Annotated in this window: 18 protein-coding genes; 7 read left to right on the plus strand and 11 right to left on the minus strand. The window is 72.1% G+C overall.

Annotation, left to right across the window (positions count from 1 at the left end):
- Positions 1–239 precede the first annotated feature (239 nt).
- From ligA to Dsi01nite_RS12895, 6 genes are read right to left on the minus strand one after another with little or no spacing between them, the layout of a single operon-like run.
- Positions 240–2357 (minus strand): NAD-dependent DNA ligase LigA, encoded by a 2118-nt coding sequence (gene ligA, locus Dsi01nite_RS12870; protein ID WP_203846346.1) that lies wholly within the window; start codon positions 2355–2357, stop codon positions 240–242.
- A 36-nt stretch (positions 2358–2393) separates the two neighbouring features.
- Complete coding sequence (locus Dsi01nite_RS12875; protein WP_203846347.1) at positions 2394–3344, minus strand: uroporphyrinogen decarboxylase/cobalamine-independent methonine synthase family protein; 951 nt, start codon at positions 3342–3344, stop codon at positions 2394–2396.
- Positions 3341–4411, minus strand: a complete 1071-nt coding sequence (gene mnmA / locus Dsi01nite_RS12880; protein ID WP_203846348.1) for a tRNA 2-thiouridine(34) synthase MnmA — start codon at positions 4409–4411, stop codon at positions 3341–3343. Before mnmA ends, Dsi01nite_RS12875 begins: the two co-directional genes overlap by 4 nt.
- 20 nt (positions 4412–4431) lie before the next feature.
- Positions 4432–5598 (minus strand): cysteine desulfurase family protein, encoded by a 1167-nt coding sequence (locus Dsi01nite_RS12885; RefSeq protein ID WP_203846349.1) that lies wholly within the window; start codon positions 5596–5598, stop codon positions 4432–4434.
- A gap of 29 nt (positions 5599–5627) precedes the next feature.
- Positions 5628–6299, minus strand: coding sequence for a class F sortase (locus tag Dsi01nite_RS12890; protein ID WP_239135862.1), 672 nt, complete (start codon positions 6297–6299; stop codon positions 5628–5630).
- Entirely contained in the window at positions 6299–7117 is an 819-nt protein-coding gene (locus Dsi01nite_RS12895; protein WP_203846350.1) for a DUF4397 domain-containing protein, read from the minus strand. The genes Dsi01nite_RS12890 and Dsi01nite_RS12895 overlap by 1 nt, the downstream gene beginning before the upstream one ends.
- 172 nt (positions 7118–7289) lie before the next feature.
- On the opposite strand from Dsi01nite_RS12895, the gene Dsi01nite_RS12900 reads away from it, so the two are divergent.
- Positions 7290–7910 (plus strand): RNA polymerase sigma factor, encoded by a 621-nt coding sequence (locus tag Dsi01nite_RS12900; protein ID WP_203846351.1) that lies wholly within the window; start codon positions 7290–7292, stop codon positions 7908–7910.
- Complete coding sequence (locus Dsi01nite_RS12905; RefSeq protein WP_203846352.1) at positions 7864–8820, plus strand: anti-sigma factor; 957 nt, start codon at positions 7864–7866, stop codon at positions 8818–8820. The genes Dsi01nite_RS12900 and Dsi01nite_RS12905 overlap by 47 nt, the downstream gene beginning before the upstream one ends.
- A 68-nt stretch (positions 8821–8888) precedes the next feature.
- Here the strand turns inward: Dsi01nite_RS12905 and Dsi01nite_RS12910 are convergent, their stop codons facing one another.
- From Dsi01nite_RS12910 to Dsi01nite_RS12920, 3 genes are all read right to left on the minus strand, one after another.
- The gene (locus tag Dsi01nite_RS12910; protein WP_203846353.1) at positions 8889–9839 is read right to left on the minus strand and encodes an electron transfer flavoprotein subunit alpha/FixB family protein; all 951 of its coding nucleotides are present in this window, start codon (positions 9837–9839) and stop codon (positions 8889–8891) included.
- A 14-nt stretch (positions 9840–9853) separates the two neighbouring features.
- Complete coding sequence (locus Dsi01nite_RS12915) at positions 9854–10633, minus strand: electron transfer flavoprotein subunit beta/FixA family protein (protein WP_203846354.1); 780 nt, start codon at positions 10631–10633, stop codon at positions 9854–9856.
- A 361-nt stretch (positions 10634–10994) separates the two neighbouring features.
- A complete protein-coding gene (locus tag Dsi01nite_RS12920) occupies positions 10995–13520 on the minus strand; it encodes an ABC transporter permease (protein ID WP_203846355.1) in 2526 nt (841 codons plus the stop codon).
- A gap of 39 nt (positions 13521–13559) precedes the next feature.
- On the opposite strand from Dsi01nite_RS12920, the gene Dsi01nite_RS12925 reads away from it, so the two are divergent.
- The 3 genes from Dsi01nite_RS12925 to Dsi01nite_RS12935 are packed head-to-tail and all read left to right on the plus strand — an operon-like array spanning position 13560 to position 14620.
- The gene (locus Dsi01nite_RS12925) at positions 13560–13925 is read left to right on the plus strand and encodes a YidH family protein (RefSeq protein WP_203846356.1); all 366 of its coding nucleotides are present in this window, start codon (positions 13560–13562) and stop codon (positions 13923–13925) included.
- Positions 13922–14230, plus strand: coding sequence for a DUF202 domain-containing protein (locus Dsi01nite_RS12930; protein WP_203846357.1), 309 nt, complete (start codon positions 13922–13924; stop codon positions 14228–14230). The genes Dsi01nite_RS12925 and Dsi01nite_RS12930 overlap by 4 nt, the downstream gene beginning before the upstream one ends.
- A gap of 27 nt (positions 14231–14257) precedes the next feature.
- A complete protein-coding gene (locus Dsi01nite_RS12935) occupies positions 14258–14620 on the plus strand; it encodes a PLD nuclease N-terminal domain-containing protein (RefSeq protein WP_203846358.1) in 363 nt (120 codons plus the stop codon).
- Here the strand turns inward: Dsi01nite_RS12935 and Dsi01nite_RS12940 are convergent.
- Positions 14617–15522, minus strand: a complete 906-nt coding sequence (locus Dsi01nite_RS12940) for a diacylglycerol/lipid kinase family protein (RefSeq protein WP_203846359.1) — start codon at positions 15520–15522, stop codon at positions 14617–14619. The two genes, Dsi01nite_RS12935 and Dsi01nite_RS12940, sit on opposite strands and share 4 nt — an antisense overlap.
- Positions 15519–16334 carry a DUF1206 domain-containing protein gene (locus tag Dsi01nite_RS12945; protein ID WP_203846360.1) on the minus strand — a complete coding sequence of 272 codons (816 nt, stop codon included), beginning with the start codon at positions 16332–16334 and terminating at the stop codon, positions 15519–15521. Before Dsi01nite_RS12945 ends, Dsi01nite_RS12940 begins: the two co-directional genes overlap by 4 nt.
- Before the next feature lie 37 nt (positions 16335–16371).
- Here Dsi01nite_RS12945 and Dsi01nite_RS12950 point away from each other — a divergent pair, with 37 nt between their 5' ends.
- Together Dsi01nite_RS12950 and Dsi01nite_RS12955 are read left to right on the plus strand one after the other, a co-directional pair.
- Positions 16372–17802, plus strand: coding sequence for a phosphatase PAP2 family protein (locus Dsi01nite_RS12950; RefSeq protein ID WP_203846361.1), 1431 nt, complete (start codon positions 16372–16374; stop codon positions 17800–17802).
- Positions 17799–19310, plus strand: coding sequence for a phospholipase D family protein (locus Dsi01nite_RS12955; protein WP_203846362.1), 1512 nt, complete (start codon positions 17799–17801; stop codon positions 19308–19310). Before Dsi01nite_RS12950 ends, Dsi01nite_RS12955 begins: the two co-directional genes overlap by 4 nt.
- The last annotated feature ends 37 nt before the right edge of the window (positions 19311–19347 follow it).

Below are 19347 nucleotides of genomic sequence, written 5' to 3' on the forward strand. Positions count from 1 at the left end.
CGAGGGCACGGACCGGAACCACGCCACCCTGTCGCGCGGCCCGCCAGGGCCGTGCGGAACCACCGAGGCCCCGAGGACCGACACCAGCGAGGCTCCAAGCGAATGACCCTCACCAGGACCTCAACAGGCAGCTACCAACAGGTTCTTCGGGAAGAACGCACCACAGCACCGGAAAGCAGCGAGCCATCCGGACATGCAACCCCCCCCCAGGCCTGACGACCCAGCGGACCAGGAAACAGCTACACGGGCAGCTCGGCGTCGGAGGCCTGGTCAGCCGGCTGGTCTGTGGGCTGGGCAAGGGCACGGGCCGCGTCCGGTCCCTCGGTGAGCAGCACCTCGAAGGCGGACTCGTCGAGGATCGGGACCTTCAAGGTGGCGGCCTTGTCGGCCTTGGAGCCCGGGGACTCGCCGACGACCACGAAGTGGGTCTTCTTCGACACGGAGCCGGAGACCTTGCCGCCGCGGGAGGTGACGGCCTCGGCGGCCTGGTCGCGGGAGAAGCGGTCGAGGGAGCCGGTGACCACGACGGTGATGCCGTCGAGGAGGCGGGGGCCGGAGGCGATCTGGTCCTCGACCATGCGGACGCCGGCGGCGGTCCAGCGCTCGACGATCTCGCGGTGCCAGTCGACGGTGAACCAGTCGTGGGCGGCGCGGGCGATGGTGGGGCCGACGCCCTCGACGGCGGCGAGCTCCTCGGGGGTGGCGGTGGAGATGGTGGCCATCGAGCCGATGGAGTTGGCCAGGGCCTGGGCAGCGGTCGGCCCGACGTGGCGGATGGAGAGGGCGACGATGACCCGCCAGAGGGGGCGCTCCTTGACCTCCTGGAGGTTGGCGAGCAGCTGGTGGGCGGTGCTGCTGAGCGAGCCGTCCTTGTTGACGAAGAAGGGGGCCTTGGCGAGCTTGTCGGCGTCGATGTCGAAGAGGTCGGCCTCGTTGACGATGACGGACTCGAGCAGGGCGGCGGCGGACTTCCAGCCGAGGGCCTCGATGTCCAGGGCGTTGCGGCCGGCGAGGGCGAACAGCCGCTCGCGGAGCTGGGCCGGGCAGGCGCGGGCATTGGGGCAGCGGATGTCCTTGTCGCTCTCCTTCTCCGGGGCGAGCGGCGTGCCGCAGGACGGGCATTGCGTCGGCATGACGAAGGCGACCTCGGTGCCGTCGCGGCGGTCCACGACCGGGCCGAGCACCTCGGGGATGACGTCGCCGGCGCGGCGGATGACGACGGTGTCGCCGATGAGGACGCCCTTGCGGACCACCTCGTGCGCGTTGTGGAGCGTGGCGTTCGCGACGCTGACGCCGCCGACGAAGACCGGCTCCATCACGGCGAAGGGGGTGACGCGGCCGGTGCGGCCCACGTTGACCTCGATGCCGATGAGCTTGGTCATCGCCTCCTCGGGCGGATACTTGAAGGCGATCGCCCAGCGGGGTGCCTTGCTGGTGGAGCCGAGGCGGCGCTGGATGGACATCTGGTCGACCTTGACGACGACGCCGTCGATCTCGTGCTCGATGGTGTGGCGGCGCTTGCCGTAGTCGGCGATGTAGGAGCGCACGCCGGCGAGGTCGTCGAAGACCTGCCAGCGGGGTGAGGTCGGCAGCCCCCAGGCATGCATCAGCTCATAGGCCTCGGACTGGCTCGCGGGGTTGAAGCCCTCGCGGGCGCCGAAGCCGTGCACGAGCATGCGCATCGGGCGGGACGCGGTGACGCGCGGGTCCTTCTGGCGCAGGCTGCCGCTGGCCGCGTTGCGCGGATTGGCGAACGGGCTCTCGCCGGCGGCGACCTGGGCGGCGTTGACCTCGGCGAAGCCCTCGAGGGTGAAGAACACCTCGCCGCGGACCTCGAGCAGGTCCGGCACCTCGGTGCCGGCGAGACGATTCGGGATGTCGGCGATGGTGCGCACGTTGAGCGTGACGTCCTCGCCGGTGCGGCCGTCGCCGCGGGTGGCCGCGCGCACGAGGTGGCCACGCTCATAGGTGAGGTTGATGGCGAGGCCGTCGATCTTCAGCTCGCACAGGTAGCGCGGCTGGCTGCCGGCGTCGCGCTCGGTGCGCTGGATCCAGGCGTCGAGCTCGTCGTCGTCGAGGGCGTTGTCGAGGCTCTGCATGCGCTCGGCGTGCTGCACGGCCGCGAAGTCGGTGGAGAACGTGCCGCCCACGCGCTGGCTCGGCGAGTCCGGGGTGACGAGCGCCGGGAACTCGGCCTCGATCGCCTCCAGCTCGCGCATCAGCCGGTCGTAGACCGAGTCGTCGACGGCGGGCGACTGCAGGATGTAATACCGATACTGATGCTCGTCCAGCTCGCGGGACAGCTCCGTGTGCCGCTCACGCGCTTCGAGGGTGGGCTCGGTCCCTGCGTCGCTCATGCCACGAACTTACCGCCCGGGTACGACAAAAAATCCCTACAGATGGTCCGTGAGCCGGCGCCCGGCGTCGCGCACGGACCGCAGGACGGCAAGAGGCGGCACCGAGATGCCGCACGGCGGCGTGACGACCACCTGCACCGGCAGCGCGCTGAGCGGGAACCCGAGCTTGCGCCACAGACCCCGGACGGCATCCGCCGGAGACGGCCCGGACACCCCGGCGAACAGACCCGCACCCTCATCGAGGAACTCGCCCAAAGCGTCCAAGTCTGAAATGAGCGACAGATCCAAGGCAACCGCCATGGCGCCCGCCGTGCGCAGCAGAGAAAGCGGCACGTCAGCCGCGCAGCAGTGCACCACCACCGGCACATCAGCCGCCGAGATCACCGACGCCAGCGACGAGCGGGCCAACGACGGATCCACGGAACGCAGCGTGGCGTACCCACTCTCCGACGGCACCCGCCCCGCCAGCACCGCGGGCAGTGACGGCTCGTCGATCTGGAGCAGGATCGTCGCCTGCGGCAGCCGCGCCCGCACCGACGCGACGTGCAGGGCCACCCCATCGGCGAGGGAAGCGGCAAGATCGCGGGTTGCCCCGGGATCACGCAGGACGGCCCCGCCGATCGGCAGTTGCAGCGACGCGGCAAGCGTCCACGGCCCCGGCACCTGGATCTTGAACAGGCCGCCGAACTCCGACGCCTGCGCCGTCATCGTGTCGAGGTCGCGCTCCAGGTAGTCGAGCCCCACCCGCAGGTCGTGTCCGGGGCGGGAGGCGACGCGCCAGCGGCCCGCGTAAAGCTCGACGGGCAGCTCGGTCAGCAGCGCGCCGCCCCGGCCGATCATGTCGGCGCCGGGTCCCCGGTCCGGCAGCTCCGGCAGGTGCGGCAGGTCGGGCAGCTCGCCGAGCACGATCCGCTGGGCTTCGGCGATGTCGGTGCCGGGCATGGACCCGATCCCGGTGGCGGACCCCGCCGGCCAGGGAAATGTCATGAAGTTTCCGAAATGGTGGCAGAACCGAGCACGATGTCCCCGTCAGGTGAGGGCTGATAGCAGACCATGGCCTGCCCGGTCGCGACCCCGCGCGCCGGCGACGCCAGCGAGGCCACCAACGACGAACCGTCGAACGCCACCGACGCCGGGAACACGGAGCCGTGGGCCCGCAGCTGGACGGAACACTCGACCGAAAAGTCCGAAGAATGCCAGATAGGCCGTGTCCCGACGACCGTGGACACCTCCAGCGCCGAGGCAGGCCCGACCGTCACCGTGTTCGTCGAAGGAGTGATCGACAGCACGTAGCGAGGGTTGCGATCCGGCGCCGAGATCCGCAGGTCCAGTCCTCGCCGCTGGCCCACGGTGTAGGCATATGCCCCCGCGTGCTGCCCGACGACCGCCCCCGTGGTCGCCTCGACGATGTCGCCGGGCTGGGAGCCCAGCCGATCGGCGAGGAACTTGCGGGTGTCGCCGTCGGCGATGAAGCAGATGTCGTGGCTGTCCGGCTTGTCCGCCACCGCGAGCCCACGCGAGGCAGCCTCCGCGCGCACAAGCGCCTTCGTCGAGTCACCCAGCGGGAACATCGCCCGGGACAGCTGCGCGGCGGTCAGGACCGCCAGGACGTAGGACTGGTCCTTGCCGTAGTCGACGCTGCGGCGCAGCAGCCCGTCGGCGCCGAGCCGGGCGTGGTGGCCGGTGACGACGGCGTCGAAGCCGAGGGCGACGGCGCGGTCCAGCACCGCCTCGAACTTGATCTTCTCGTTGCACCGCAGGCACGGGTTCGGCGTGCGGCCGGCCGCGTACTCGGCGACGAAGTCGTCGACCACCGACTCGTGGAACTGCTCGGCCATGTCCCACACGTAGAACGGGATGCCGATCACGTCGGCGGCGCGCCGCGCGTCGCGGGCGTCCTCCAGGGTGCAGCAGCCCCGGGCGCCGCTGCGATACGTCTGCGGGTTGCGGGCCAGGGCGAGGTGGACCCCGGTCACGTCGTGACCGGCCTCCGCCGCCCGGGCGGCCGCCACCGCCGAGTCGACCCCTCCGGACATCGCCGCCAGCACTCTCACACCAGAAGCCTAGCCAAGCGTCAACGCGATTTGACCGCGCCCGCCCGCCGCGCCCGCTCCACGGCGCCGGGCAGCGCCGCCACGAGCGCGTCGACATCGGAGACGGTCGACGTGTGCCCGAGCGTGAAACGCAGCGACGAGCGCGCCTCGGCGTCGCCGGCACCCATCGCGATCAGCACGTGCGAGGGCTGCGCCACCCCCGCCGAACAGGCCGAACCGGTCGAGCAGGCGATGCCCTGCGCGTCGAGCAGGAGCAGCAGCGCGTCACCCTCGCAGCCGGGGAACGAGAAGTGCGCGTTGCCGGGCAGCCGGCCCGTGGGATCGCCGTTGAGGATCGCGCCGGGCACCGCGGCGTGGACCCGGGCGACCAGGTCGTCGCGCAGCCGGCCGATCCGCTCGGCGGTCTCGCGCTGGGTCTTGACCGACAGCTCGACCGCCACGGCGAGGGCCACGATGCCGGGCACGTCGAGGGTCCCGGACCGCACGTCGCGCTCCTGGCCACCGCCGTGCAGCAGCGGCGTGCACTCGACCTCCCGGCCGAGCAGGAGGGCGCCGACGCCGATCGGGCCGCCGATCTTGTGCCCGCTGACGGTGAGCGCGGCGGCGCCGCTGGCCGCGAAGTCGACCGGGACCTGCCCGACGGCCTGCACCGCGTCGGTGTGGAACGGCACCCCCGCCGAGGCCGCGAGCGCCGCCAGCTCGGGCACCGGCTGCAGCGTGCCGACCTCGTTGTTGGCCCACATCACGGTGGCGACCGCCACATCGTCGCCGGACACGGCCTCCGCGAAGTCGGCGGCGGAGACCCGGCCCGACCGGGAGACCGGCAGCCACGTCACCGCCGCGCCCTCGTGCCGCTCCAGCCAGGTGACCGCGTCGAGCACCGCATGGTGCTCGACGGAGCTGGCCACGACCCGGTTGCGCCGCGGGTCGGCGGCCCGCCGGGCCCAGAAGATGCCCTTGGTGGCGAGGTTGTCGCTCTCGGTGCCACCGCCGGTGAAGATGACCTCGGACGGTCGGGCGGTGAGGGCATCGGCGATCTGCTCGCGCGACTCCTCCACCCGGCGGCGGGCCTGGCGGCCGGGAGCGTGCAGCGACGAGGCGTTGCCGACTGCACGGGCCGCGGCGACGAAGGCGTCGAGCGCCTCCGGGAGCATCGGCGTGGTGGCGGCATGGTCGAGGTACGACATCGGGCCCAAGCCTAACGGCCGCCCGCTCCTTACCGCGCTGCCGGTTGCGCGGTGATCACCACGTTGTCACGGTAGTGGCGGGTGCGCGCGTCGAATGGGCCACCGCACGTGATCAGTGTCAGCCGCACCACGCCGTCCCGGGCGAAGTACCGCTCCAGCGGAACAGCGGTTTTGGCGAACACCTCCCTGGCCACGACGGTGAACACGCGCACCGAACCGTCACTGCCCGTCACCTTCAGCACATCCCCGGGCGCCAATTCGCGCAGTCTGAAAAATGCCCCCTTGCCCTGCTCCGCGCTGTCGACATGCCCGGCGATCACGATCGAGCCCGCGGTCGCCTCCAGGCCGGGGCCGAAGCGATACCAGCCGACCTCGTCGACGCTCGGCGGGACCGCGAAGTCACCCGTCGCGGCGTCGATGCCGACCGCGTCGACCCGTGCGGCCAGCTTCAGCTTGCCGATCTCCAGCCGCGCCGGCGCGACGACGGCGGCCCCGCTCGGCAACGCCCCGCCCTGCACCGGCACCCCGCCGCTCGCCGGTGCGGCAGGGCTCGCGAGCGCCGACACGGTCGCACCGCCGACGCTCGGCGCCGGCTCACCGGAGCACCCCGGAAGGGCAAGAAGCAGCAGGGCCGCCATCGGTACGGCCTCGGCCAGGCGCGCCCCGGTACGGAGCGCGCCTTCCCCGGTGGGACGGTGCATCAGGCGCGGACCCTGCGCCGCAGGACCACGCCGGCTCCGACGGCGGCGATCAGCGCGGCCGTCGCCAGGGCGTACCAGCCCCACGGAGTGCGCTGCTCGAGCAGGCCTCCGGTGCCACTGGGCACGCCACCCGGCGTCGAGTGCAGTCCTTCGATCTTCTGTGCCACGACCCCCAGCGTCTTGCCCTCGGCCGAGCCGACCGCGTAGACGATGGTCGAGGTGCCCTCGGCGAGGGTCAGGCTCGCCGCGGGGATCGCCACGGTGGTGGTGCCGGCCAGGACGACGTCGGCGCTGACGGTGCCGGCGGCGATGTCGGCCTTCGCCTCGTTGGGGTTGGTGAGGTTCTTGAACACGGGCTGTCCGCCGGCCCGCACGTCGACCGCGGGCGCCGCCGCCGTGTGCCGGACGACCAGGCGGGCCTTGCCGGCGGCGACCTTGCTCACGTCGTTGACGAACGGGGTGAGGGTCGGCTTGCCGTCGGCGGTCAGGTGGGCGACCAGCGTGATGTTCGCGTCCGCCGGGACCGCGGCCTGGTCGACCTTGATGATCGGGCTGCTCACCGGGTCACCCGGCTTCACGATCACGATGTCGTACTTGCCGGCCGGCAGGTCCAGCGGGCCGGCGACGGTGGAGGGCTGGAAGTTGTTCAGCGTCTTGGCGCCGTTGACGTAGACGTCGACCGGCTGGCCGGGGATGCCGTGCACGACCGAGACCTTCGAGGGCCCGGCCGCGTGCGCGGGGGCCGTGGCCAGGGCACCGGCGCCGACCGTGGCGGCGGCCACGACGGCGAGCCCGGCGAGCGTCCTGCGAATGCGCATCTGGGGTGCTCCTTGTCTGGATGGAGTGACGGCCAGGGTTTCGCGGTGCGCCGCCGGGCCGGATGCGGTGAGTGGAAATGGCCACGAAGTGCATCCAGCGGACCCGTCCGCGCCGAACACGTATGCGGAAGTCCTCCCTTGAGATGCGATAGCTTCAGGACGTGCCTGTGCGATGGCGGCAACCACGGTGAGCTCGGCGAGCGTCGATGACACCACCGACGGCGACGACGGCTTCACGAGCCTGTTCCGGGCCGGTGACGAGCGTGCGCTGCGGCAGGCGTACGAGCGCTACGGGCCGGCCGTGTTCCATCTCGCCGCCCGGGGCCTGGCGAGCACGACCGACGCCGAGGACGTCACCCAGGCCACCTTCGTCGCGGCCTGGCTCGGCCGGGAGGGCTTCGACCCCGCCCGCGGCTCGATGCTCGGCTGGCTGCTCGGGATCGCCCGGCGCAAGGTCGTCGACCAGATCCGCGCCACCGCCCGCGACGACCGGATCGCCGACTCGGTGCGGCGGCTCGCGCCCGTGGGCGAGGTCGAGGCGCCACCGGACCGGGTGGTCGACCGGCTCGTCGTCGCCGACGAGATGGCCCAGCTGCCCGGCGAGCAGCGGCGGGTGCTGGAGCTGGCGTTCTACGACGACCTGACCCATCCGCAGATCGCGGCGGTGACGGGCCTGCCCCTGGGCACGGTGAAGAGTCACCTGCGGCGCGGCATGGCGAGACTACGCAGTCGATGGGAGGTGGACGGTGTCACATTTGGAGCCCGAGCGGCTGGTGCTTCTGGCGCTCGGTGAGGGGACCCTCGACCAGCACGAGACCGGCCACCTCGACACGTGCGGGCAGTGCCGCACCGAGATGGACGAGCTGCGCGGCGTGGCCGGCCTGGGCCGGCAGACGCAGCGGCTGCGGGAGCTGCCGCCACCACCGGAGCACGTGTGGCAGCGGATCCGCGCGGAGCTGGCGGCCAGCGACCGTGCCACGCCCCCGCCCGCGGTGACCCTGCACACCGACCCACCGCCGGCGATCCCGACCGGCGGGCAGCCGCGGTCCGGCGTGCCCGGAGCGCTGTCCGACGGCAGGACCGAACACCACGCGCTGATCAATGCGGCCCCGGTCGGCGGATCGGGCGCTCCGGGCCCGGCCAACGGCCAGGCCGGTCCGGTGCCCGGCGGCGACGAGGTCGGGCGGCTGCGGGCCGCCCGGCGTTCGGCCGGGCGGCGGGCGCCCGGCTGGCGCGCCACCGCCGGCATCGCCGCGGCCGCCGCGATCGTGGCGGCGGTCGTCGCCGCGGCCGGCACGGCCCTGGCCCTGCGGGACGAGCCGGCGGCCGCCCCGGTCGCGGCCTGCCCCGCCGGCGCGCCGAGGGTGTCCCTCGAGGCGCTGCCGGGCGCGCCCGCGGGCGCCGGCGGGTTCGCCTGCCTGGTGACCGTGGACGGCGAGCGGAAGCTGGTCGTGCACGCGGAGGGCATGCCGGCCCAGGCCGACGGGGACTACGAGGCCTGGCTGCTGGACTCGACCAGCCTGCAGGGTCCCGGCCTGCGGATGCAGGCGCTCGGCCCGATGGGCGCCAAGGCTGACCAGCAGCTGAACGTGCCCGGCAACCTGGACCTGCACAAGTTCAACATCGTCGACATCTCCGCGGAGCCGCACGACGGCGACGCGACCCACTCCGGCAAGAGCCTGCTGCGCGGCACGCTGCCGTAGACAGCAATGATCCGGAAGACCTTGCACACAGGGGTACACAAGGTCTTCCGGATCATGAGCAGGGCGCGCTACTTGCGCTTGCGGATCTCCTCGGCGGCCTGCGGGACGACCTTGAACAGGTCGCCGACCACGCCGAAGTCGGCCAGTTCGAAGATCGGCGCCTCGGCGTCCTTGTTGACCGCGATGATCGTCTTCGACGTCTGCATGCCGGCCCGGTGCTGGATGGCGCCGGAGATGCCGAGCGCCACGTACAGCTGCGGGGACACCGTCTTGCCGGTCTGCCCGACCTGGAACTGGTGCGGGTAGAAGCCCGAGTCGACGGCCGCGCGGGACGCGCCGACGGCACCGCCGAGCAGGTCGGCCAGCTCCTCGACCAGCTTGAAGTTGTCGGCGCTGCCGACGCCGCGTCCGCCGGAGACGACGATCGAGGCCTCCGCCAGCTCGGGCCGGGCACCCTTCGCCTCGACCTTGCGCTCGACGACCTTGGCCAGCTTGTCCTTGTCGGTCAGGGCGACCTCGACCTGCTCGACCGACGGGGTGGCCGGCGCCGGGGTGGGCGTGAGCGAGTTGGGCCGGACCGTGACGATCGGCAGGCCCTTGCTGACCTTCGACTTCACGATGGTCGAGCCGGCGAAGACGACCTGCGTGCCGACCCCGTCGGCGTCCAGGGCGACGACGTCGGTGAGCAGCCCGTTGTCGAGCTTGACGGCGACCCGGCCGGCGATCTCCTTGCCCTCCTGGCTCGAGGCGAGGAGGACCGCGGCGGGCGACACGCGCTGGATCAGCGCCGCCAGGACGGTGGCCTTGCCGGCCACCAGGTAGCCGTCGAGGTCCTCGCCCTCGGCGGCGTAGATCTTCGAGGCGCCGAACTCACCGAGCTTGTCGGCGAGCGCCGCAGCCGACCCACCGAGCACGACGGCGGAGACGTCGCCGAGCGTCCGGGCCAGGGTCAGCATCTCGAGGGTGACCTTCTTGGCGACACCCTGGGAGGCCTCGACGACGACCAGTACTTCAGCCATGGTTTCGAACTCCCTTAGACGAACTTCTCGGAGGCCAGGTATTCGACGAGCTTGCTGCCGCCGTCGTCACCCGCGTCGATCTTGTTGCCGGCCTGGCGCGGCGGGCGCTTGCTGTGCTCGACCACGGTGCTGGTCGCGCCGTCGAAGCCGACCTCGCCCGCGGCGATGCCCAGGTCGCCCAGCGACAGGGTCTGCAGCGGCTTCTTCTTGGCGGCCATGATGCCCTTGAACGACGGGTAGCGCGGGTCGTTGATCGTGTCCCAGACGCTGACCAGGGCCGGGGTCGAGGCGGTGACGACCTCGTAGCCCTCGTCGGTCTGCCGCTCGATGGTCAGCGAGGTGCCGTCGACGGTGAGCTTGCGGGCGCCGGTGAGCGCCGCGATGCCGAGCCGCTCGGCGATCATGTGCGGCAGCACCTGCACCCGGCCGTCGGTCGACTCCGCACCGCAGATGACGAGGTCGGCGCCCTGCTGGGCGATGGCGGCCGCGAGGACCTTCGAGGTGGCGACGGCGCACGAGCCGTGCAGCGCGTCGTCGACCACGTGGACGGCGGAGTCCGGGCCCATGGAGAGGGCCTTGCGGATCGACTCGGTGGCGCGGTCGGGGCCGACGGTCAGGATGACCACCTCGCCGCCGTGCGCCTCCTGGAGGCGGAGCGCCTCCTCGATCGCGTATTCGTCCATCTCGTTGATCACATTGCTGGCCGACGCGCGGTCGACGGTGTTGTCGTCACTGCGCAGGTTGCGGTCCGCGCCGGAGTCCGGCACCTGCTTGACGAGTACGACGATTTTCATCGCGGTCCGAGGTCCTCCTGCTTGACAGTCGCCGCGTCATCGCGGCCCACTTGCGCCCCACGTTACGGCTCAACTCCGGCGGTAACAGGTTTGCCTCCCGGATGTTACTCGACAGTAGGTTGAGAAGAGCGGTGAAAACTGTCACCCGACGGCTCACCCTGAACCCGGGGGTGGGGGAAATGTCACAGAACACCGGACTCATCGAGCCCGCGCGACCGCTCTCGGCGGCGGTTGCCCAGCACGCTGCGGAAAAGGTCACACACCGCCGCTGCGAGGAACCGGACGGGCACCTGTGCACCTGTGGCCGCCCGCGCGAGCACTGCGTCACCGAGACCATCCGCGAGCTCTGGCAGATGCCCGTCTAGTCGTCGGCCATGACGGCCGCGACCTCGGTGCGGGCGGCGCGGCGGGCCGGCAGCACGGCGGCGACCGCACCGGCGACGGCGGCGATGACGACGTAGAGCAGCAGCTGGCCGTACGGGACGACCGGGTGCCCGTGGCCGAACTGGCGGATCAGGCCGACCGAGGCGGACACGCCGACGAGCACGCCGAAGCCGACGCCGACCACGGCGCCGACGAAGGCCATCAGCATCGCCTCGAGGATCAGCATGCCGCGCAGCTGGCCGCGCGACAGCCCGAGGGCCCGCAGCAGCGCCGACTCCCGGGTGCGCTCCAGCACCGACAGGGCCAGGGTGTTGGCGATGCCGGTCAGGCCGATCACGATCGACATGCCCAGCAGCGCGGAGAACACGCCGAGCTGCTCGTCGAGGGAGCCGGTGATCCGGGCCCGCCACTCCGCCTGGCTGCTGATCTGGGTGAGCGGGGCCTGGACCAGCGCCGCGTCGACCGCGGCCCGGGAGTCCGCCGGCGCCACCCCCTCCGCCGCCTTGACCAGCACCTGGTCGGGGTCGCCGGGGCCGAACACGGTGGCGTAGTCGGCCCAGTCCAGCAGCGCCTGGCCGTCGGTCGGGGCGTCGTCGTAGAGCGCGGCGACGGTCAGCGTCAGCGTGCGCACCCGCACCTCGGAGCCGACCCGGGCGCCGATCTCGTCGGCGAAGAACCGGTTGAGCGCGACCGCGCCGGGCTTGAGCGCGCCCGCGGAGCCCGCGGTGATCTCGGGGCGCAGCACGGTGTCGAGCGCGCCCGGCTCCATCGACCAGATCTCCGCCTGCCGGCCGTCGACCTCGCCGCCGCGGCTGCGGGCGGCCGCGACCGCGGCCAGCTCGCGGTGGGAGCGCAGGGTCGCGGTCACGGCCAGGGGCACCTTCCGGCTCTGCCCACCGGGGGTGTAGACGCCGCTGATGATGTAGTCGACCGCGAAGTTCTCGTCGAGCTCCTGCTCGGCCTGGGCCCGCGCGGTCGCCAGCAGGACGCTGAAGACGCTCATCAGCGCCAGGCCGACCATGAGGGCGCTGGTGGTGGCCGCGACCCGCTTGGGGTTGCGCAGCGCGTTGGTGACCGCGAGCCGGCCGGCGGCGCCGAACAGCCTCGCCGGCAGCCAGCCCGCCCAGGCGGTCAGCCGCGACACGATCAGCGGCGCCCCGATCACGATGCCGGTGAAGACCGCGATCGCGCCGAGGAAGACGATCGGCACGCCGGTGAACCCGGGCACCGTGGTCCCGTACAGCATGAGCAGCCCACCGGCCGCGGCCGGCACCGCCGCGAGGGCGACCCGCAGCAGCCGGCGCCCGGGTGCGACCTCGGACAGTGCGGTCGTGCGCAGCGCGGCGATCGGCGGGATCCGGCTCGCGGTGGCCGCCGGCAGCAGCGACGCGATCACCGTGAACAGGGTGCCGGCGAAGACGCCGACCAGGATCGTGGTGGGCGTGACGATCAGCCGGTCGACCCGGACACCGCTGCCGACGGTGTTGCGGCCGATCAGCAGGCCCTCGCCGACGACGGTGCTGACCAGCAGGCCGCCGAGGGAGGCGACGACGCCGACGACGACCGCCTCCAGGATCACCGAGCCGAACAGCTGGCCCTTGGACGCCCCGACGCAGCGCAGCAGCGCCAGCTCCCGGATCCGCTGGGCGACCAGGATCGCGAACGTGTTGTAGATGACGAAGACCGACACCGCGAGCGCGATCAGCCCGAAGCCGAAGATCACGATCAGGAAGCCGTCGACGTACTTGGCGGCGGCCTGTGCGTACTCCTCGCGCAGCTGCGCACCCGTGGTCACCCAGGCGCGGCTGCCGAGGGCCGACTCGATGCGGCCGGCCAGCTCCTGCTGCGACACGCCCGGCTGCCCGGACACGACGACCTGGGCGTAGCCGTCGGCGCCGGTGAGCGTCCGCATGTCCCCGGGCGTGAGCGCGGCCACGGTGAAGCCCGCGAAGCGCTTGTTGGCGCCCAGGTCCATGATGCCGACGAGGGTCAGCGCGACCGGCTTCTGGTCGAGGCCGACCACCGAGACCTGCTGGCCGACGGTGAAGCCGTAGATCTCGGCGGTGGTGTCGTCGACCGCGATCTCGCCGGCCCGCTGCGGCTGACGGCCGGTGCCGATGTCGTACATCGACAGGTGATCGTCGCCCGGCGTGGACAGCGCCCAGCCGATCCGGCCCAGGTAGGAGATCAGCCGGCCCTTGCCGTCGAGCATGGGCAGCCGCTCGGCCATCCGGCCGTCGGCGTGCGTCACGCCGGGCACGGCCTTGATCTCCTCGACGATGCCGGGGTCGAACCGCTGCCCGGACTCGCTGAAGCCGGACGATCCGACGGAGACGTCGACGTTCTTCGCGGCCCGGGCAAGGTCGTCGTAGAAGGCGGCCTTGGCCGTATCGCCATAGACCAGGGTGCCGGCAAGGAAACCGACACCGATCATGATGGCAGTCGCGGTCAGCAGCAACCGGAGTTTGTGAGCACGCAGCCCGGCGAGAGTTGTTCGCAGCATCGGCCGCGACTGTACCTAGGGAGTCTGACAATGGTGTCGATGTGGGCAATCATCCGACGCTGGTTCGACCCGCGGGAGGTGCGGTCCGTCGGGACGACCCCCGACTACCGCTTCTCCCTGGCCAACGAACGCACGTTCCTGGCCTGGCTGCGCACCGCCCTGGCGCTGGTCGGCGGCGGGCTCGCGATCGCGCAGTTCCTGCCCGGGCACCGGCTGCGGGTCGTGATCGCGGTGTCGTTGTTCGCCCTCGGCGGCCTGGTCGCGATCCGCGCGATCGACCACTGGGCCCGCAGCGAACGGGCGATGCGGCTGGGTGAGGCGCTGCCGCCGTCGCGCTTCCCCGGCATCCTGGCCCTGATCGTCGCGGCCGGCGCGGTGGCCCTGCTGGTGGCGACGTTCCTGTGAGCCCACCGGCTACCGATGACGGTCCACCGGGCGCGCAGCTGGAGCGCACCATGCTGTCGTGGCGGCGCACGACCGTGTCGTTCACCGCGGTGGCGCTGCTGCTGGCGAGGCTCGCCGTGATCGAGGCGCCCCGGCCGCTCGCCCTTGTCGCCGTCGCGGCCGTCGGTCTCACCTGGGCCGGAGCAATTCACCTGATCAGGATGAGAATCCGCGGCCTCACCCTGCCGGTGGGCCGCACGCTGCCGCTCGTCGTCACTCTCACCCTGCTGTACTGCGCGACGGGCACCCTGTTGCTGGTGTCATAGGGCGCTTCGCTGCGTCATGATGGCGCCATGGGACGTGCACTGCCCTTTCTCATCGTGCTGGTCGCGACGCTGGTGGCGTTGATCGACTGCCTGTCCACGGACCGCGACGACGTCCGGGGGCTACCGAAGGCCGTCTGGTGTCTCGTCATCCTGCTGCTGCCCGTCGTCGGCGTCATCGCCTGGTTCTTCGCGGGCCGTCCGCTCGCGACCGAGGAGCCCGCCGGGGTCGCCTCGGCCGGCGGCACGCGCCGCCGGCAGACCAAGCCGGTCGCCCCCGACGACGACCCCGACTTCCTGCGTGGCATCGACACAAGCCGCTCCCGCGACGACGCCGAGCTGCTGCGCCGCTGGGAGGAGGACCTCAAGCGGCGGGAGGACGAGGGCCCCTAGGGTCGCGGCACGCAGAGCAGGAGGGCCCCGGGGGAGATCCGGGCCACGAGCATCCGGGCCGGCGCGACGACGTCGCCGTCGAGCTCGCGGGCCTGTTCGCGGTCGCTGTGCACCTCGACCCTCCTCGCCCGGAAGGTCTCCAGCTGCCGGCTGCCGCCGCGGCGCATGATCACGCCCCAGCCGAGCCGCACCCAGTCGGTGAGGTCGCGGGGCGTCAGGACCGCCACGTCCAGCCAGCCGTCGTCGGGTTCGGCGCCCGGCAGCAGCGGGATCCCGCCCTGCAGGCGGCCCACGTTGGCGACGAGCACGCTGCGGGCGCGGCGGCGCAGCCAGCGGCCGCCGTCCAGGCGGATCCGCATCGGGACGCGCTTGCGGCGCAACCGGCGGGCGCCCGCCGCGACGTAGGCCAGCCAGCCGAACCGGCGCTTCGCGGTGTCCGGGGTGGCGTCGAGCATCTCCGCGTCGAATCCCATCCCGGCCATGACGGTGAACGTGCCCGGATGCCCTGTGGCGGTGTCGGCGCCGTCGACGATGCCGACGTCGATGCGGCGCCGGTCGCCCCGGACCGCCACGTCGACGGCCGCCCGCACGTCGCGGGTGACCCCGAGGTTGGTCGCCAGGAGGTTGCCGGTGCCGGACGGGACCAGGGCGAGCGCGACGTCGGTGCCGGCAAGCACGGAAGCGACGGCCATGACCGTGCCGTCGCCGCCGCAGGTGAACACCACGTCCACCCCCGCCTCGACCGCCTGGACCGCCATGCCGCAGCCGGGATCCTCGGGGGTGGTCGTCAACCAGAGCGGCTCGGGCCAGCCGGCCTCGGCGAGCAGCCCGCAGAGCTCCTCGCGCCGCTCGTCGAGGTCGACGACCTTGGCCGGATTGACGATGACGGCACTGGTGGTCATGTGCCGACCTTGCGGTACTTGGCCTGGAAGAAGCAGTAGACGCCGAACGCGGCCACCCCGAGTGCCACCGCGAGCAGCAGGAACTTGCCGAACGGCTGGGCGACCAGCGTGTGCAGCGCCGCGTCCAGGCCACGGGACTTGCCGGGGTCGTTGGTGACGGCCGCCTGCAGCAGCAGGATCCCGACGATGCCGAAGGCGACCCCCTTGGCGATGTAGCCGACCTGCCCGGCGCGGATCGCGGACTTGCGGGTCTTGGGCGTTGCCGTGCCGAAGTTCAGCTTGCGTTCGAACTTGCGCTTCCAGCCGTACCACAGCATCCCGACGCCGAACGCGATGACACCCAGTCCGGTCAGCCCGATGAGCCACTCGCCGGCGGGCTTGGACATGAGATCGGCGGTGAACTGCTGCTGCTGGTCGGCGCTGGAGGACGGCGCGCCGGTGACGACCTTGCCGGCGGTCCAGGCGAGCGCGGCGTAGATCACCACGCGGGCGGCGGAGGCGACCCGCTCCCAGATCCGCTCCTTGCCCCGCACGTCGCGGTGCCCCCAGATCGCGAGCGCCAGCTGCCACACGGCGAGCGCGACCAGGCAGATCAGCACGAACCAGAGCAGCACCTTGCCGAAGGGCTGCTCCGCGAGCTTCTGGAAGGCACCGGACTGGTCGCCCTCCTGGCCGCCCTCGCCGAAGGCGATCTGCGCCGCCACCCAGGCGAGCGCGAGGTGCAGCAGCCCGTATCCGATGAACCCGACCTTGGTGAGATTCTTGAACAACTCGCTCTGCGTGGCACGGCGTGCGGTATTGGCGGCGGTCATGTTTCTCGTTTTCCCCCGACTGGGCATGCTGGCAAACGTGAGGACCTCCAGAAGCGCCCTTTGGCGCATGGCCGGCTTCGGCGGCACCGCGCTGCTGTTCACCCTCTTGATCATTGCGGTACGGGTGCGCTGGGTGCCGATGGAATCCGTGGACCACGGCATCGCCGAGTGGCTCAACCAGGCCGTCGCGCCGAGTGACTTCCTGGTGACGCTGATGGGTGGCATCAGCCGGCTCGGCAGCTTCGGCGTCATGGCCTGGCTGGTCGTGATCGGCGCCACGCTGGTGCTGATCCGCAAGCAGTACCGGCTCGCCGGGTTCCTGGTCGCGACCACCGTGGGCGGGCTCATCCTGGACCCCACCCTCAAGCTGGCCGTCGGCCGGCTGCGCCCGGTCGTCGACCAGCCCGTCGCGCAGGGCGGCGGCAACAGCTTCCCCAGCGGCCACTCCCTCAACTCGCTCATCTGCTACACCGCGCTGCTGCTGGTGTTCCTGCCGGCACTGCGGCCCCGCTGGCGCAGGGTGGCGGTGATCGTGGTCGGCGCGCTGGTCGCGCTGATCGGGTTCAGCCGGCTGGCGCTGGGCGTGCACTTCCTGTCCGACGTGATCGGCGGCTGGTCGCTCGGCGTCGCCTGGATCGGACTGTGCGCGACCGCGTTCGAGCTGCTGCGGTATCACGAGGGCCGGCGCGTGACCGAACCCCTCGAGGAGGGCCTGGAGCCCGAGGCCGCCGAGGACCTGCGTCCCACGGAGCCGCACGAGCACCGCACCGGCGTCGGCTGGGCGGTGGCGGGCGGGGTGATCGCCTGGGTATTCACGTTCGGCGCGCTCGTCGTGATCGGGTTGCCGCTCGCCCGGTACCACGACGGCAACGGCAACGTCCTGTGGGACTCCACGGTCCCGCACTGGTTCGCCGCCCACCGCAGCGACGCGCTCGGCCACCTGAGCATCGTCGGCAGCGAGGTCGGCAACACCCACGCGATCCTCGCGATCGGCCTCGTCATCGGCGCCGTCTCCCTCGCCGCCGTGCGCCGCTGGCGCCCGGTGATCTTCCTGCTCGTGGTCATGTTCGGCGAGCTGACCCTGTTTCTGGCCAGCGCCGCGATCGTCGACCGGGCCCGCCCCGACGTGGAGAACATGGACGGGCCGATGCCGACGTCGAGCTTCCCCTCCGGCCACGTCGCCGCCACGATCCTCATCTGGGCGACCGCCGCCGTGCTGGTCTGGCCGCGGACCCGGGCCTGGTGGCGGTGGGTGCTGCCGGTCCTCGCGGTCGCGATGCCGCTGTGGGTGGCGGTGTCGCGGATGTACCGCGGGATGCACCATCCCACCGACATCCTCGGCAGCGTGGTGCTGTCGGCCCTGTGGCTGTACGCGGTGTACTGGCTGGTCAAACCCAACGCCGACGTATCTCTTGAGGAACTTCCCCCGCCCGCCGGTGAGCTTCAGGACATGGGTGTCGCACGATGAGACAGGACTGGTTCCTCACGGAGGAGGAGCGGGGCAACCCGCACACCAGGATCACGGCGTGGACCGACGGCAACGCCGTGCGGCCGCTGGTCGACGGCAAGGAGTACTTCGCCGAGCTGTACACCGCGATCGAGCGGATGGAACGCGGTGACCTGCTGCTGTTCACCGACTGGCGCGGCGACGCGAGCCAGCGGGTCAGCAAGAACGGCCCGTCGATCGGGGACGTGCTGTGCGACGCGGCTCGCCGCGGGGTCCGCGTCAAGGGCCTCATCTGGCGCTCGCACTGGAACGCGCTGCAGTTCAGCGCGGCCGAGAACCGGCGCTTCGCCAGGAAGATCGAGGCCGCCGGCGGCGAGTGCCTGCGCGACATGCGGGTCCGCGTCGGCGGGTCGCACCACCAGAAGCTGGTCGTGCTGCGCCACCCCGGCCGCCCAACGCTGGACCGGGCGTATGTCGGCGGCATCGACCTCTGCCACGGCCGCCGCGACACCACCGCACACGAGGGCGACCCGCAGGCGGTGGAGATCACGCCGAAGTACGGCAAGCGGCCACCCTGGCACGACGTGCAGCTGGAGCTGCGCGGGCCGGTGGTCGGCCAGGTCGAGGCCACGTTCCGGGAGCGCTGGGAGGACCCGTCGGTGCTGTCCCGAAACCCGCTGCACTGGTTTCAGGGCAAGGTCGAGGACGAGAACCTGGACCCCGACCGGCTCCCGCCGCAGCAGCCCGACCCCGCTCCGGCCGGCGAGCTGAGCGTGCAGCTGCTGCGGACGTACCCCTACCGCCGTGGCGGCTACCCGTTCGCCCCGGACGGCGAGTTCAGCGTCGCGCGCGGCTACGGCAAGGCGGTCCGCCGGGCCCGGCGGCTGATCTACCTGGAGGACCAGTACCTCTGGTCGCCGAAGGTCGCCAGCTGCTTCGCCGACGCGCTGCGGGAGCACCCCGACGTGCACCTGGTCGCCGTCGTGCCACGCCATCCCGACCGGCCCGGCACGTTCGGCAGCATGCCGCAGCTGTACGGCCGGTCCCGCGCACTCGCCATGCTCCGCGAGGCGGGCGGCGACCGGCTGCACGTCTTCAGCCCGGAGAACGCTCTTGGCACTCCCATCTACGTGCACGCCAAGGTCTGCGTCGTCGACGACACCTGGGCCACGACCGGCTCCGACAACGTGTCGCTGCGCTCGTGGACCCACGACTCGGAGCTCACCTGCGCGATCCTCGACCCCTCGGGCGCCTACCCCCGCGCCCTGCGCGAACGGCTCTGCCGGGAGCACCTCGAGCTCGACGAACTGCCCGAGGGCCCGATCGAGGAGATCTTCGACGCGTCCGCCAAGGCGCTGCAGGCCTGGCACGACAGCGGCCGGATCGGCCCCCGCCCGCCCGGCCGGCTCCTGCCCTACCGCCCGCCCCGGGTACCCCGCCGCACCGCGACCTGGGCCCGTGTGGTCTACAACACCATTCACGACCCCGACGGCAGGCCACGGCGGCTGCGCCGGGCGGGTGCCTTCTGAGTGTTTTGTGCCGTTCACCAACCCGCCTTGTCGGCGT

Origin of the sequence: Dactylosporangium siamense, from assembly GCF_016862795.1 — a bacterium.
GTDB classification, from domain to species: Bacteria; Actinomycetota; Actinomycetes; order Mycobacteriales; family Micromonosporaceae; genus Dactylosporangium; species Dactylosporangium siamense.